13 protein-coding genes are annotated in these 15,926 nt (G+C 59.9%); 9 read left to right on the forward strand and 4 right to left on the reverse strand.

Going from position 1 to position 15,926, the window contains the following annotated elements:
* The first annotated feature begins 164 nt into the window (after positions 1-164).
* Genes NKG60_RS29740 through NKG60_RS29755 form a run of 4 tightly spaced genes read left to right on the forward strand, consistent with a single transcriptional unit; the run spans position 165 to position 6,375 of the window.
* Positions 165-938, forward strand: coding sequence for a PP2C family protein-serine/threonine phosphatase (locus NKG60_RS29740; RefSeq protein ID WP_352665788.1), 774 nt, complete (start codon positions 165-167; stop codon positions 936-938).
* A 5-nt stretch (positions 939-943) separates the two neighbouring features.
* Positions 944-3,526, forward strand: coding sequence for a serine/threonine-protein kinase (locus tag NKG60_RS29745; RefSeq protein ID WP_352665789.1), 2,583 nt, complete (start codon positions 944-946; stop codon positions 3,524-3,526).
* 12 nt (positions 3,527-3,538) lie between these two features.
* Complete coding sequence (locus NKG60_RS29750; protein WP_352665790.1) at positions 3,539-4,045, forward strand: DUF1036 domain-containing protein; 507 nt, start codon at positions 3,539-3,541, stop codon at positions 4,043-4,045.
* Positions 4,042-6,375, forward strand: a complete 2,334-nt coding sequence (locus NKG60_RS29755) for a M23 family metallopeptidase (protein WP_352665791.1) — start codon at positions 4,042-4,044, stop codon at positions 6,373-6,375. Before NKG60_RS29750 ends, NKG60_RS29755 begins: the two co-directional genes overlap by 4 nt.
* A 224-nt stretch (positions 6,376-6,599) precedes the next feature.
* Here the strand turns inward: NKG60_RS29755 and NKG60_RS29760 are convergent, their stop codons facing one another.
* Complete coding sequence (locus tag NKG60_RS29760; RefSeq protein WP_352665792.1) at positions 6,600-7,136, reverse strand: OmpA family protein; 537 nt, start codon at positions 7,134-7,136, stop codon at positions 6,600-6,602.
* 187 nt (positions 7,137-7,323) lie between these two features.
* On the opposite strand from NKG60_RS29760, the gene NKG60_RS29765 reads away from it, so the two are divergent.
* Positions 7,324-7,917 carry a DUF6931 family protein gene (locus NKG60_RS29765; protein ID WP_352665793.1) on the forward strand — a complete coding sequence of 198 codons (594 nt, stop codon included), beginning with the start codon at positions 7,324-7,326 and terminating at the stop codon, positions 7,915-7,917.
* Positions 7,918-9,242: 1,325 nt separating this feature from the next.
* Here NKG60_RS29765 and NKG60_RS29770 read toward each other — a convergent pair.
* On the reverse strand, positions 9,243-10,493 hold the full coding sequence (locus NKG60_RS29770; RefSeq protein ID WP_352665794.1) for a caspase family protein: 1,251 nt from the start codon (positions 10,491-10,493) through the stop codon (positions 9,243-9,245).
* 11 nt (positions 10,494-10,504) lie between these two features.
* On the reverse strand, positions 10,505-11,770 hold the full coding sequence (locus NKG60_RS29775; protein ID WP_352867040.1) for an OmpA family protein: 1,266 nt from the start codon (positions 11,768-11,770) through the stop codon (positions 10,505-10,507).
* Positions 11,771-12,156: 386 nt separating this feature from the next.
* Between NKG60_RS29775 and NKG60_RS29780 the strand changes: the two genes are divergently transcribed.
* The 4 genes from NKG60_RS29780 to NKG60_RS29795 all read left to right on the forward strand — a co-directional run bounded on the left by NKG60_RS29780 (position 12,157) and on the right by NKG60_RS29795 (position 14,935).
* Positions 12,157-13,110 carry an NAD(P)/FAD-dependent oxidoreductase gene (locus NKG60_RS29780; protein ID WP_352665796.1) on the forward strand — a complete coding sequence of 318 codons (954 nt, stop codon included), beginning with the start codon at positions 12,157-12,159 and terminating at the stop codon, positions 13,108-13,110.
* Between the two features lie 91 nt (positions 13,111-13,201).
* Positions 13,202-13,507, forward strand: coding sequence for a hypothetical protein (locus tag NKG60_RS29785; protein WP_352665797.1), 306 nt, complete (start codon positions 13,202-13,204; stop codon positions 13,505-13,507).
* Positions 13,508-14,175: 668 nt separating this feature from the next.
* Positions 14,176-14,373, forward strand: coding sequence for a hypothetical protein (locus NKG60_RS29790; protein WP_352665798.1), 198 nt, complete (start codon positions 14,176-14,178; stop codon positions 14,371-14,373).
* Positions 14,374-14,677: 304 nt separating this feature from the next.
* Complete coding sequence (locus NKG60_RS29795) at positions 14,678-14,935, forward strand: DUF982 domain-containing protein (RefSeq protein WP_352665799.1); 258 nt, start codon at positions 14,678-14,680, stop codon at positions 14,933-14,935.
* A 282-nt stretch (positions 14,936-15,217) separates the two neighbouring features.
* Here the strand turns inward: NKG60_RS29795 and NKG60_RS29800 are convergent, their stop codons facing one another.
* Complete coding sequence (locus NKG60_RS29800) at positions 15,218-15,583, reverse strand: low affinity iron permease family protein (protein WP_352665800.1); 366 nt, start codon at positions 15,581-15,583, stop codon at positions 15,218-15,220.
* Positions 15,584-15,926: the final 343 nt, after the last annotated feature.

Raw genomic sequence — 15,926 nt, forward strand, 5'->3', positions numbered from 1 at the left:
CCTCAAATCATCTCTTGAGCTCTTTCTCGTGGTGACCCGCCACAACGGTCAGGCGCTCAAAGCTAGATTTCGATATTTTAATATTCGAGCCTGTGGCAAAGTGGCGCCAGCGAGCGCCTGAGAGTGCGCTGCAGAGGACGCTTCGAGAAGCGCTTGGTGGCAAGTTGAGCGATGTCGCCCTTTCCTTTGAAAGCTTCGGCGTGAGCCACAATGGCTGTGTCCGTGAGCACAATGAAGACAACTATCTGGTCGAGCCGCGAACCGGCCTGTGGGTGGTGGCCGACGGAATGGGTGGGCATGAAGCCGGAGAGGTTGCTTCAGCCAGCATCGTCGATCATCTGGCCACGATCGGCATTGCCAGTTCCGCCCCGGATCTTCGTGCACGCTTCGAGGACAGGCTGAGCCGTGCCAACGCCGAGATCCGCAGGATCTCCGAGTCCCGCGGCATAACCATCGGCTCCACCGTTGCCGCCCTGTTGGCGATGGATGGGCGATTTGCCTGCCTGTGGGCGGGCGACAGCCGGGTCTATCTGATCCGCAACGGCGCGATCTCACAGATCTCGAAGGACCACACCGAAGTTCAGGAACTTCTCGACCGCGGCATGATCAGCGCAGCCGAGGCGCTCACCTGGCCGCGCCGCAATGTCATCACGCATGCGGTAGGCGTCAGCGACGAAATCGTCATCGATTTCCAGCAAGGCGAAATCATGCCCGGAGACATCTTTGTGTTGTGCACCGATGGGCTGACGGCGCATCTGACCGATGCCGAGATCGGCGCCACGGTTGTGACTGCGACACCTCAGGCGGCCTGTGAGGCTCTGCTGAAAACGGTGCTGGAGCGAGGCGGGACAGACAATGTCACGATTGTGCTGGTAAAATTCGCAAACAGAAGCAATGGGCACCCCCCCTACCCTGATCTGTCCAGAGCGGAGGGTTGAGGCCGATGAGCGCCGACGACAAGACGCGAATATCGCCGCAGCTGGCCAACACCGCCGTCGGTACGCAGCTTAGCGGCATCTACGAACTTGACGAGCGGATCGCATTCGGCGGCATGGGTGAGGTCTACCGCGGGCACAACATTCAGACTGGCGACCATGTCGCGATCAAGATCGTCCTGCCCGAATTTGCCCGCGACCCGACGATCTTGTCCTTGTTCCGCAAGGAAGCGTCGATCCTCAATCACCTCTCGCATGATGCCGTCGTGAGATATCACGTCTTCACCATCGACCCCGGAATCGGTCGTCCTTACCTTGCGATGGAATTTGTCGACGGCGAGTCGCTTTACGACATCATCCGGCGTGGCCCGATGCCGACTGAAGAGGTACGCAAGCTCTGCCATCGCCTCACGTCGGGTCTGAGCGCCGTGCATGAGGCGGGAGCAATTCACCGCGACCTCTCTCCGGACAACATCATCTTGCCAGGCGGGCGGGTTGACCGCGCCAAGATCATCGATTTCGGTATCGCGCGATCGGCGACCGTCGGCGGTGAGACCCTGATCGGCGGAAAATTCGCGGGAAAGTACAACTACGTTTCCCCCGAACAGCTTGGGCTATACAGCGGCGATGTCAGCGAGCAGTCCGACATCTACAGCCTGGGGCTAGTGCTGGTTGCCGCCCTGCGCGGCAAGCCGATCGACATGAGCGGGTCCCAATTCGAGATCATCGAAAAGCGTCGGACCGTGCCTGACCTGTCCGACATCGACGACGATTTTCGCGGCATCGTTGAAGCCATGCTGCAGCCGGATCCGCGAGACCGCCCGGTAAGCATGGCGGAGATCGCCAGGATGACGCGTGACGAGGACGAAGGGACATCGCCACCGACGTCCATCCCAAACCGCGACAGGCCGGGTCTGCCACGAGCGGGGCAAACGCTTGCGCCCAATCCGAAGGCCTCGTCCCCGCCATCCAATGTCTTGGGCCACGAAGCGCCTTTGGCAACAGGCTCGACTGGGCAGCGGTTTGTCCCGCATGTCCGGCCGGCGCTGTTGTCCGAACCGCGAGCCTCACCGGTCGCCGCGCCGCCACGTGCGGTCGTGGGCGCTGTTCCTGGACGATCCACAAAGACGCGAACCATCGCAATCTCTGCCTTCGCGACATTGGCTCTCGCCTCAGTTGCCGGCGTTTATTTCAGCGGCTTTACAACGCCCTCCGCGCCGAGCGCCAGCAAGACCTCGCTTTCCGCGCCAGAGCCCCCACAGCCTGCCCCACGAGCAACGATACCTGTCCCCGAAGCATCAATGCCAGAGGCAGAGGCATCGAAGCCGCTGGCGACGGACAATGTTGCGGACACCCTTGAACCGCCACAGGAAGTTCCAGCCCCAAAGCCGCAAACGGAGACTGCGTTAGCACCAGCCGAAAATCAGGCAGGGGCCGCAGATCGAATGCCGCCGCCGGCAGCGTCGCCCAAGATACTCCCGAAATCCGAGGAAACGTCGACGCCGTCAGCAAGTGCGGCGCAACCGCCGGCCGAAAACGCAACGCCGTCAATTCAGCCCGAAACGCCCTCGCCACCTGCCAAGCTTGTTCCTGCCCTCCCGCCGGTCGAAAAGGCTCCGACGCCGCCCGAACCAGACGCCGCGGCGAGCCAAAAGCCTGAACAGCAGGCAAGCCAACAGGCGGAGGCGAAACCGGCCACGCCAGCTCCCGAACCGGCTGCAGGTCAGGCAGATGCGACGAGCGCAAAGGAGCAGCAGGCCGACCTGCCGCCGCCCAAACACCAGGCGAGCCGGCCGGCGAAGGCGATACCCGCAGCGCCCGTTCCCAAGCCGGCTGAACGCCAGCCGGATGCGACGAGGGCAAAGGAGCAGCAGGCCGACCTGCCGCCGGCCAAAGAACCAGACCAGGCCGTGGTCGCCCTGAACTTGCCTAAGCCAGAAGTTGCCCCGGTAATCGACGATATAGCGCAACGCGTCTCGTGGGTTCGCGACTTCAGCGGTGGCGACTGTTTCTACGCCGCCGTGACCTCGATAACCGATAAGACCGCTGCCATCGAAGGATTTGGAACCGCGGTCCAGCCCTTCGAGCAGATGTTGGCTGATTTCCAGGCAAAGTTCCACGTTGAGCCGGACATCAACGTGCGCCTCATTGAGCCGAGCCAGTGCGAAGTCACCAACTTCCTGCGCTTTCTGGGGCAGACTGCTGGCGAAAAGCCGCAGCTTGTCCTCGATCGAACATCGGTGCCGAACGGTACGCCGATCAGCGGTACGCTGGTGACGCGTGGCGGGCTCATTTCCAGCGTGCTGCTGATCGACCACAAAGGCATGATGTTCAACCTCGACGACCGCATGGTCGTGCAATCGGACAAGGCTACCTTCAGCATCCCGATCGGTCTCGGCGCCGCCGACAGGGCAGCAGGCAAGGCCGTGCCGCAGATCATCATGGTGATTACCGGGCCCCAGGATATCCAGTCGGCTGCATTCTCCACGCCAATGCCAGCCTCACGGCTGTTGCCCAAAATTCTCGAGGAAATCGAGGCCAAGGGATCCAAGTTCTCGGCCAGTGCCAAGTATTTCCGGCTCGGCGGGTAGCATGGGCGTCCGATGGAACTCCATAGCTCGATTCTGCCCCGCTCGTCTTCCGACCTGCCTTTGAAGCAGCGTGGTCGGCTTCGAACCTTGCTTGCCTCGAGGGGCCGCACGAGGCTTGCGGTCGTTTCGGCCGCCGCGTTGCTGGCCGTGCTCTCATGCAACGAAGCGCGCGCCGAATTCACGGTGTGCAATCAGACGCTCGACGTTGTCAACCTCGCCGTCGGCCAGGAGGTCGACAATGCCGACCAGACCGATGGCTGGTGGACCATCGGCGCAAATCAGTGCGTGAATGTCATCCGCGAGGAACTGGCGAACCGCTACATCTACCTCTACGCCACTGACGTTTTCGGCCATGCCATCCTGACCGGATCGACCGAAATGTGCATTGAGCGGCGACGTTTCTCGATACGCGGCATCGACGAATGCTGGCAGCGCGGCCATATTGCCGCGCGATTTGTTGAAGTCGATACGCTTGAACAGGTGCGTTGGACGTTTTTCCTGACCGGAAACAGTCCGTGACGCACGCTATCGACACCACCTTCAAGGAGAAGAAGCAAGCACGCGCTGCCCTTCGCCGGCGCACGTTTTGGCGCAGGCTTCTTGCCGGCTTCGCCACGGTTTTCCTTTGTTCGATTGCCGCCGGCTTCTATCTCACCGCGGACTATTGGTCGTTTGGCGACGAAGACGAGGAGCTGCATGCGGTCGAAGGAGCCGACGATGTGCCGGCTGATGCCTCTGTTTATGTACCTGCCATCATCGGCCTGCCGGGGGACCCGATGTGGATCACGCTCGCACCCGATTCCGGCGCCGCAACGAAAGGCCGTGTTGTTCCACGTCCGGCCGAACTCGACCTGGCCGGGGTTTCGCCACAGATCGAGATTTTGTCCGACGTCATGCTCAGCGCCAGCGAGAAATTCATGACGACCATACCGTCGACGCAGGAGGATTTTGCATTCTTCCAGGCGCAACGAAAGACGGCTCCCGCCGCTTCCAGCGATCTGCAGAACAACCTTCAGCCATTTCCTGCCCCGGATGAACCCGCGCCTGCTGCCGATCAACTGGCCGAAGCCGACGACCCGGAGGCCGGCTGGGGTGAAACAATCGATGCAGGCGATGCAGCTCTTCCCGCGTTCCACAAGACCCAGATCGAAAACAACACCAGCGTCGTAACCGTCACGAACGAATATCAGCGGTTCGAAACGACGCAAGACACGTTCGTGAAGATCCTCAACGATCGCAGTCTGGACAGCGTTGCGCTCGATGCACATTTCTCCGCCGACGACGCCAAGCAGGCAGGCGAGGCGCTGAAGGCCCTCTTCGGCCGGGACGGCCTGGAACCGGGCTATGTCGTGGCCATGCGTGGATACCGGCCCAACCGCGAGACGACAACGATGTCCCTCATGCAGGTGTCGATCTACGCCAAGAACGTCTTTGTCGGTACGCTGACGCGCAATGCCGCGGGCGTGTTCGTATCGGGCGTTGATCCTTGGGTACGTGAAGATCTGTTCAACTACTCGGGCGCGCCCGCCGAAGGCGCCCACAAAAGGCAGTATCGTCTGCTCGACGCGATCTATTCGACCGCGGCACGCAATAGCGTTCCGACCGGCGTGATCGGCGAAGCCATCATGTATCTGTCGAGAGGACAGGATCTGGACGCCTTCGCAAGCGAGGACCAGCGTCTTGTGCTGATCTATTCGCAGACGCCGCGCGGCAAGGACGAAGGCGCCGGGCGCGTGCTGTATGTTGGTGTCCAGGGCACGACAAAAAGTCTCGACTGTTTCGTCTTCCAGCAGGGCGATGGCCAGTTTGCATGCGTGACAGGCGACGATCAGGTCCGCTCGCTGACGGTCACCAACGGCATGGTCACACCGGTCAACGGGGTCTTGACCTCGACCTTCGGGCCGCGCAAGCATCCAATTCTGGGCACCGTTCGCATCCACAAGGGCGTCGACTGGGCGGCGCCGGTCGGCACGCCGATCGCAGCCGCCTTCGATGGCGAAATCAGCTTCCAGGGCGATGGGGGCGGCTATGGCAATCTGGTCAAGATTTCGCACGGCAGCGGGCGCGAGACGCGCTATGCGCACATGCAGAAATTCGCAATCGTCGGAGGTGTCGGCACCAAGGTGAAGGCAGGCGACATCATCGGCTACATCGGCACCACCGGACTGTCGACCGGACCGCACCTGCATTTCGAACTTTACCAGAATGGCGCGGCGATCGACCCGCTGGGCACAGTTACCGCGGTCGCGTCGGATCTTTCCGCCGTGGAAACGCTCACCGACCGCATCGTCCACGTCGAAAGTGGCGGCAGTGCCCGTGCCAAGAACCCGAATTCTTCAGCGACCGGCGCCGGCCAGTTCATTACCAAAACCTGGATCCGGATGATGAATACATACCGCCCTGAACTGGCACGCACGCTCTCGACCGCCGACCTGCTTGCCCTGCGTTACGACGCCACGATCTCGCGCGAGATGGTTCGCAATCTGGCGCGAGAGGGCGAAGCCTATCTTCGGGCGCGTGGCCACCAGATCACAGCCGGCCGGCTCTATCTGTGCCATTTCCTCGGCATGGAGGGGGCGCATCAGGTGCTGTCGGCGTCGGGTTCGGCGCAACTGAGCGCCGTGCTCGGATCAGCCGTCATTCAGGCCAATCCCTTTCTCACCGGCAAGACCGCCAGCTATGTCGTGGACTGGGCCGAAAGGAAGATGGGTCGAAAGCTCAGCCCAGCCACGACCGCCGCAAGCCAGCAGTCCACGACCACGACTGAGGTCCGGCAGACATCGCCCGAGTTCGCAAAGTACAAACAGGTGATCACGGCGATGCTGAGCTCCGTTCAGAATGCGCTTTGAACCAGGGCCGGCGTCGGCAAGTCGCAACCGCTTCGCAGACGCAGCCCGATTAGTTCCCGGGTCCGCGATTTCCCGACCAAGCCGCTGCACCTCAGCGCCAGGGTGGTGGTGGGCGGCGAGCTGGAGGAACTGTCAGCAGGCGTTCAAACGACTGCCCTGCCCGCCGCAATGCCGTTGTGGCTCGAAACTGCCGCACAGTTTCCGGCGGCATGCGCCAGCGTTCGCTACTCGGTCTTTATGCGCATTTCCACACGGCGATTGACAGCATCGTACGGATTGGGGCTGCGCGGATGCGCTTCGCCCAGGCCAATCGGGTTAATGCGGGCAGCCTCAATGCCGCTTGCTGTCAGGAAGGACGTCACAGATTGCGCCCGCCGCTGTGAGAGCCGCTCATTGTAGTTTGCCGGACCGGAGGCGTCGGTATAGCCTTCGACGACAAAGTGGAAAGTGCTTAGCCGGTTGTCCTTCAGGGCCTTGGCAAACTCCGCAAGCTCGGCGCGCGCGGTCGCGTCGAGTTCGGCCGAATCGAGTCCGAAATTGATCAGCATGTCGAGACTGGATTTGTCGGCGGGTCCGTCTTTTGCCTTGGTCCTGCTCTTGCACTGCTCATCGGTGCCGACACAAATTCCACGCGACTTGCCAAGATCGGCCACGCCGGCAAAAAACTTCACGATATCTTCTGATTTCTGGACCGGGTCGGCGTAAACATGGGTCGAGAAAACCAAGACCGCCAACACCAAGGGTGAACTGGCCCACCGCATAGCGGTTACTCCTGTTGAGCATCCGATATTAACCAACCGTGAACATACCAAATTCCGAAGCAATTGTCTGCGGGAAATACCGAGCCGCGGCTGTGTCACCGGTCATCACCCCGCCGCAAGTTGAGACTTGACCCGCGCCGCGCTGCGGGCTTGAGTGCCGGCAGGCTCTCGATGAAAGCGTGGCGTCATGGCCAACGGGCTCCGATTCAAAACGGCACGAGATCTTTTCATGGCTTGTCCTGCGGCTGCCCTGGACATGCGAACCCTTCCAACCGAACAGCGTTCGATCGAGTTTTGCCGCGGCCTCCTCGCCGGGCGCGTTCCCGAAGAGGCAATCACCTTTTGCGCCTACCTGCTGCCGGATCGGGCTGCGGTCTGGTGGGCTCATGAATGCCTTGGGCATTTGAGCGAGCTGCTCGATGAAACTGATCAAAAACTGCTCGCACTCGTCAGCAACTGGGTCAGCGAACCGGGCAGCGCCCACCATCGCGCCGCGCTGGGCCAGGCAGCGGCAGTGCCACCTACAACCCCGGGCGCCTGGATTGCGTTGGCTGCGGTACGGCGTAGCAATGGCTTTGGTACTGGCGGATCCACCGGCCGCACAGCAGTGCCACCGGCCTTACAGCCGTTGCCTGCCGCCCATGCCGTCAATGCCGGAGTTCTGGCAGGACTCGCGCGTGTTGCACTTGCGGACCGTTTTGCCGTCCTATCTGCCTTTGTTGAAATGGGCTTACAGATGGCCGAGACCGAGGCGCTGCGCCAATCAGCGGACGCATACTAGCCTCGCATGTTTTCTGTCAGGGCTGAAGGCGAGAGGGAACAACTGCTTGGCGCGGGTGTCCAAAGGAGTCGGGATTGGCTGGAACTGCGCAGGGCCGAGGGGGGGCTCAGAGATGACGTTGATCAGATTCTCATCCGCGGGTTGGCTACCGTCGTCCGCCTCTTCGCCTCGGTGCTTTCCTCGGTCTAGAGGGCGACGTCGGGTGGATTTTGCGGGCCACCAGTCTCAGCCCCGGAAGATGAGTTCTAGCAATGTGCTGCTGTCCCTGCTCGCCGCGATCTAGGTGTTCTCTGGGCAACGTTGCCATGACGGCCATATTTGAATCAATTCGAGGTACGAAAGCGTACTGAAGGCTCGTCAGCCAGTTCCTGCTCACGCTGGTCAAGCGCGGTTAGCAACCCGGCAAAGTGCTTCGGCATTTCTGCATCGACTTCCAACCCTAGCCGCTTGCGCAAACCTGACGATTGCCTTCCGAACTGATCAAACGTCGGTAGGCTGTTCGTGCTTCGTGGTGGCGGCATCAGCTAGACCCACGCTCCACTGACGGCCACGCTTGGTCCACTTCATGAGTTACTTGCTGTTGCCCTGTGAGTTGCAGACGTAGATTGACGGGACCGGAGCAAACCAGTCATGCGATCACTCTTTGTCGACCCTATCAATTTCATCAAGCAAAGACTTGTGCTCATCCGGAAGCCCCTGATCTACCGGAAGATTTAGCGCCTTGCGGAGGTAGTCGCGGATGGCTTCTGACGTGATCCACCGTCGTATGAGATCGGCGATAACCTTCTGTTTCTTTCGTCGAACTCAACCATGGCCGGCCTACATGCGAATAGGTCCGAACCATCCCGTGATCCGATTTGTTCCTTAGCTATTCTGGCTATTCTTCGGTGTCGAGCAGGACGGCCCTTCCATCATATGTCGCCAGATCGATCAGAATTTCACACAGTTCGAGGTTCGTCTCGTCTGCGTGTGGGCCCAGGTCACGGAGGGCCGCTACGGCCGTTCTAAAGGCACACCAGGCACGATTAGATCGTTTAGATCGTTCCAGTTCCGCGAGCGGGTATCGCGCGGGCACTTTCGGTGCAGACTGTCGAGCGTTGCGGACCCTTCAACATCCGCCACTAATAGGGTCCCCTTAGAGGGCTTCGTGCAGCAAGGAATGCTTTTCATCTCGATCAGGATGGCGCGGGCCGACACGCTGTTGTGGAGCTCATCCGTGGCTCTCAATCGGGCCGTTTTCTGATTTCCGCACACGACGAATGTCTATGCGGGGATTGGCCCCATAGCCTGTTTGACCGAGAATTTTCGAACCGAAGGTCCAGATCTTACTTGCAGCCGCCTTGCGCCCACTTGGCCAGCGCCACCTTGAAGCGCGTCCCGAGCGGATGCTGCAGGCGCAGCACGGAGACATCGTTGGCGGCGAAATTCTTCGCCTGTTCGCACAGCCGAACCTCATTCCACTCATGACAGCCATTGCAGTGCTTGCCCTGCCACACCGCTTTGTCGAGCCCTTCCACGGGAGCAAAGAGCGGCTTGCCCGTGATCAGCTCGGCGATACTCTTGCCGTCGATCTTTGGATCTCCAAAATCGACAGGTCGGTCGAAAAAGATCGGATCGTCCGAAGCCAGTTTCGGGATTTTCTGCCGCAGGACATTAAGTGCAAGCTGTGCCTCATCCTCGCCTGACGAATTTCCGGTGGCGTTGCGCCCATCCGAGCCGCCTTCCGCTGGTTGCGGACCGGTCGCTTCGCCGACGATCAGCGGCGCGTTGAGATCGACTCTGTGCAATACGACCTCGGTGGTCAGCGAGACATTGATCCACGGGCGCTGCTTGCCGGCGGTTGCTTTGAAGACATCGGCGGTGACCATGTTCATCGCATCGGTGATGGAGACGTTCGAAGCTCCGATATGGGCAAGCAACGCAGACGTGAACGGCGAATGTTCGCTCGATCCGTCATAGGCGACCTGATTGGGACTGGTGGAGAACGCGACCAGCGTGCCGGCGCCGCCATTCTCGATCGGGATTTCGGCAAGCCCGCTTCTCGCTCCCTTGCCGGCCGCCTTTGCCAACACTTCGGCCAGGGGATTGTCGCGACAGGCATCGAGGAAAATCAGTCTTATGCTGGTCTCGCGCGACATTTGCCGCAAAACGAACTCGACAGGCACGGCCTCGAAATCAAGCGAGGTCTCGTCTTCCAATGCGGCATCGACCGGAAGGAGGTAGTTGCTGCCTGAAACCTGCAAACCATGGCCGGCGTAAAAGAAAAGGGCAATGTCGGCGCCGCGAACCTGCTTTGCGAACTGCGCAATGGTCGTCTGGGTCTGCAATTTGGTCAGATCGAAACCGGAGACGACTTCAAAGTCCAACGTCGCAAGGCGGTCGGCAACAGCCTGCGCGTCGCGGACCGGGTTGGTCAGCGCCGGCGCATGCTGGTACTGGGAGTTGCCAAGGACCAGAGCAACACGGCGTTCCGCATTGGCCGCCGTCAATGCCAACAATAGAGAGAGCGTCACCAGCCCGATCATGCGCGGGGTGCTGCCAAAACAGGCAATCAGCTGGAAGCCCCGCCGGAACAAGAGGTCCTTCCTCAGTTGACGAGCTTGGTGGCGGAAAACTCGATCCGCCGGTTGAGCGCCTTGTCCTTCGGCGTATCGTTGGCCGCAACAGGCCGCTCCTCGCCATACCCGGTCGCCGTGATCTGCGTTCGTGCAATACCCGCGGCAACGATGGCGTCGGCAACAGCCTGAGCCCTGCGCTCCGACAGCAGCTTGTTGGCCTCAGGCGAACCGTCGGAATCGGTATGGCCGGAAACCTCTACCTTCAGGCTGGGACACTTGCCGACCACGCCAACCACCTCCGCCAGCAGCGGGCGGCTTAGGTTGTCGAGGCGCGCGCTCGCCGACCGAAAGTAGATGGCACCAGTGCGGGAGAGCACCGCGAACCGGTTGAGGCACTCCTCGTCGCTGAAGTTCGCCTTCGCGGCATCGGTGGAGACGGGTCCGACGTCGGCAGTACTTGCCGCGACTGTCTGCACGGCCGCGGGCTTGCTGCCGTCAGCGTTGAACACGAAATCGAACGATACCGAAGCGGTCGGAACAATGTTGGTCACATTGGCGGCCTGCTGCAGTTTGTCGACATTCGGCAGCAGTCCGAAGTCCTCGACATGCACGGCAACAGGCGCCTCCGAAGCGACGGAGACCATGCTGTCGCTGATCATGGTCACCACAACATTGGCCTCGAGATCCTTATCGACCCCGTGCAGGTTGAGGCGAAATGGCAGTACTGCCTTCACCCTTCGCTTGGTCGCCAGGTCTGCAAATGCGGCAGGGTCCACTTTTGCGGTCAGTTCGGCGGACGGATATTTGAATGTCTCAAAGAAGAGGAACCGCATGCGGACATTGCGAAGGTCGACACCGGTGTCGACGGAGTTGAGGTCAAAGGTGATCTTGGCCTCACCCGCCGAAGAAAGAGTGCCGGCTATGTTCCTGATCTTGTTGGTTTCGACGATCGTGTTCTTCTTGACCGACTGGTAGGTGAGCACGGACGCCGTCGGGTCGAGCGTCCAGTTCGTCTGTGCATTGGCGCTTTCCAGCCCAGGTACCAACAGCACCGATAGCGCAACGATCAAGCCAAGGGTGGTGTTTAGGGCGAAGCAGCTTCTCGAGCCCGTCTTCCACCAGTCTCCGACGACTTCGAACATGGAACCCCCCACAGGACAACAGCCTTCTGTGTCGCAATCACGACCATGCCGTGCCAAAGAGAGCATAGAACAATTGTCGAGGCTTGGCGAGCACCGGCGAATCGACCGCAACGGTGTAAATCCGCTCTGGTCCGGGCTGCGGAAGTCCGGCAAAATGGTGATGGACGAACACTGGCTGCGCAGCAGTCTTGTTGGCGGATATTGGAGCTGATTGAAGAAATCGCTACAGCAGCTGCCGCCGTCTCTGAAGGCCGGTCATGTTGGCCCAGGCCAAGTGAGGGAAACGCCCGCCTACTTCATCCTGCTTGTGCCGCGGACGCTTACTCCGCCAGCCCGTCGTCGACCTATTCTGTCGGTATCCATCCGGATACCGCGCTGAAGATGGCTTCCCCTCCGCAGGTATCAAAGCATTGTCTCAATAGCTGAACTGTCCGACCAATTGGGAGCTCCACATTTGTAACCAAATCGCCAGCTCCGCGTTCCTTCAACGGCGTTCGGCTGTGCCCTCGCGATCCAGCCTTGTGATTCAGGATTTCTGAATGGCCAACCGTGACACGAACCGGCATGAAGGAAGCTTCGACTGCCTGATCGTAGGTGGCGGGCCAGCGGGCCTAACGGCTGCGACTTACCTTGGAAGATTTCGAAGGCGAGTAATTGTTGTCGACGCAGATGAAAGCCGTGCAAAGTGGATTCCCTTGACACGCAACTGCCCGGGCTTCCCAGATGGCATTACCGGCCCTGACCTGCTTGAGCGCCTCGAACTGCAGGCTCCTCGATACGGCGCAAGCTTGGTCCGCGACAGGATCGTATCCATTCGCAAAACGAAGGCTGGGTTTTTGGCGGCCGCTTCGTCTCCCATTCGTGCCCGCTCGGTGCTCATTGCAACCGGCGTTGTTGACGTCCTCCCGGATCTTCCTAGCGCTACCGACATGATCCAAGCTGGCGTCTTGCGATTGTGCCCTATCTGCGACGGCTATGAAGCAATCGACAAGCGGGTGGCCATCATCGGACCGACCGAACACGCAATGAAAAAGGCGTTGTTCATGCGCACTTTCACTCAGGATCTCACCCTGCTGATTACCGATCCATCCGAGCTCTCCCCGGACAAGCGTAACAAACTCAAAAGCGCCGGAATCAAGATCGGCATATGCAGACCCAATGCCGTTTGCGCCACGGGCCGGGAGGCGGTAGTGGAACTCATCGACGGCGCAACGCTCTCGTTCCAGACCATCTACCCTGCGATGGGCTCAACGATCCGCTCGCAGCTTGCGGTCGACCTTGGTGCATGCTGTGACAAAGCGGGCAATCTCGTCGTGGATTCGCGCCAGCGCACTGCGGTCCGCGGACTTTATGCAGCCGGAGATGTGGTCGACGAGATCAATCAGCTTGCCGTAGCATTCGGCCACGCAGCGGTCGCAGCAACCGACATGCACAACTATCTTGCAAATGGCGAGAGCGAACATTGGTCCCAGGCCGAACACGGCCCACGGTGACATCAAGCACACGGCGCCCGGCGCCGACGCCGAGAACAAAGCATGAGGAACGAAGAGACACGGCGACCGTTCATGATCATCGGGATTCAGCATGTATCTTTTTCAAATCCTCCTACCTCCCGCGGACAATTCCGGCAGACCGTTCCCCAAACAGGAATTCGACCGGCTGAAAGAGGAACTGGCCCAGCAGTTCGCCGGCGTTACGGCTTTTTTGCAGGCACCTGCCGAAGGTCTGTGGCGGCAAGGCGACCAGTGCAGCAACGATGAAATCGTCATCTTCGAGGTGATGGCGGAGGACAATGATCTGCCAGCCTGGCGGATACGCCGTGCTGACCTTGAGCGACGCTTTCGTCAGGACGAGGTGATCATCCGTTACTCATCGATCGGCGTCGTGTAGGACGCATAGAGCTTCGGTTCCGGCGGCGGGCAGGCTCGACGCAGGTTGACCAGAGCGGCAAAGGTGCGGCCTCGAAGTCCCTCACACGATACAGTCAGCTCCCGGCGATCAGCAACTTCTTTCCAGTTTCGCGTCTGTGACGGAATCTATGCAGTAAGGCCCGCGTCTTCGGAGGGATGAAAGACGCGGGCCTCGACCGGCTTGACCGATCCTGCAGCCATCAGGAGTAAACTTGCTGCCAGCACCGAACCTTCGGGGTGGCTCGGTTGTTCCCGCTAGTGGAATAAAAAGCCCGCCGCATATGAAGCACGGCGGGACTGATGATCGATCGAATGCTATTCACCAAGCATGGGTCAGGGACGTTGCGCCGTTCAAACCAGCCTTGACCCCGCCGACCTAGGTTTGTGCCACCGCGTACTTCAACGGCACTGCGTCGACGAAACGTCGAACCTCGCCCTTGGACGGCGACGTCTCGCATCTCGCGTTTTGACCTTTGTTGGAGGGCAAAAGCACGAGGGCGAGCTCCTCGAACTTCTTAGACCGAAATGATATACTGTTCTTCCCGGCGCCGAATGCAACGAAAGCTGTTACCGAGCGTTGCGATGCAACTAACTCGAGAAACGAGTATCACGGCGACCGACACACGCAAGCGTGGCTGGGAGTTTACTATGGACGACGACAAGAGCGATCATGACGACCTCAAAAGTCTCGTAGCGAAGTCTGTTGCGAAGGAAACCGGCATAACGGCGGCCCAGGTCCTGGATCTGATAAACATGTTCGGCACGGACCCCCCGTCATTGCTACGCGAAGCGCGCATGCTGAATGCCCGCCAGCGGCCGGCCGAGAAGTCGCAGTCGCCGCGCTAGACACCGAATTGGACCGTCCGGCAGCACCACGGTGGAACCTTTCAGAGCCGCCGTGATTCGAATTTACCGGCCTTCCTACGGCGATCATCTTGCCCATGGTTCGTAAACCGCGCGGTGGAGTTTGTCGGCGAATTTGTTCGCCGACCCGCGAACGGGCGTTCATTTGAGTTTAGCATGCCCCGAGCACAGCCTGTTCAGTCTCAATTGCATCGTGTAGCGGGGCTTAAAATCGCGAAGATGCGCGTCATGCAACTTCCGCCCTCTCTTCGCGTTTAGCCGCCTTCAATCCTGGTGAGCGAGAAAAATGCAGGCGTTCATTCCGATTACAATTTACCTGAATTGCAAGCCGATGGTGGTTGCATCAATTTCCGACGCTGCGAAAGCGCTTGAACAACCATGGCCATACGCGGCCAAGCCGCGGCGGGTCGAAGCCGTCCGAATGATCAAGGAATGCTTGGCCGGTCATTGCAACCAACAAGCTGCGATCGATGCCTTCAAGGCGGCCGCAATCGAACAGGGACTTTTTACGCAAAGGCCTCCGAGCGTTGGCCTCCGAAATTAGATGCCGTTATTAGAGACGTGGTGTGAGCTCATATTGCTCTCGCCATCTGGACCGCAGGCAGGCTTCGCCGGCATCGCTATGCCGACGGCTTCCGCGGCGTCGACGTTCCCGGGAAAATGCGGCAGCGCTCGACGGCGGTGTGCTTCCACATAGCGCGGGCAAAGCTGGCAAACCTGCCCATAACTTGGAAGTGCTTTCGCCAGCTCTGCGAAAGATGCACTCCCTCGGAAGCGACCGCCTCGTGCCGGACTCAGCTTGCCCATGATGGCTTTTGAGTAGGGCTCACGGGCCAGAGACTCCCCCGTGCTTGGTTTCTCGATCCGCCGCCGCCGCTTCCATTTCGAGCCGCGCCAAATGGGCCTTAATTTCCTCAGGCTCGGCGTGCTCCAGCCCGACCACATTGTTCCTCGTTTCCTTCAATGCAACGATAATTTCATCGAGCTTGGCATGGATGGCAGCAGTGTCGCGATAACCCTGGATCAGAACAACGCCGGTAATCACAATCGCAGCTACGGAAAGCGCATAGGTGATTACGCTTGTTAGGCCGAAAGGGACCATCGCAGTGCAGGCTATCATGGCCACGATGATCACATAAAAGCCGGGCGGCCGGGACAGAAAGTCAGCCATTACAAAGAGAAATCGGTTCATGTGAATCCCCAAACAAATGATGTAATCCGATTGGGGCTCGATTTTGGGTGCTCGTCAATGCGGTCCGCAATGCGGGGGGCTCTCGCCTATGAGCCAGCGCACTGAGGCTCCTGGACTGCGCATGAACGGTTGCTGTGCAGTCGTGGTTACTTTTTCGCTTCTGCGGAAACGTGGCGTCCCCATTATCCTCTCCGGATAGGACGCGATGGTTGGCGCTAGAGATGCCGTCGTTCGTTCCCCCTCTATGGTTCTTCTTTGCAACCGCGCGCTCACCGCCATCGGCACAGGACAAGATCCCGCCTTGAGGCTGGTTAGGCTTCGCTTACCAAAAAAGATGACGCTT

Origin of the sequence: Mesorhizobium sp. M1428, from assembly GCF_040317515.1 — a bacterium.
Lineage (GTDB): Bacteria > Pseudomonadota > Alphaproteobacteria > Rhizobiales > Rhizobiaceae > Mesorhizobium.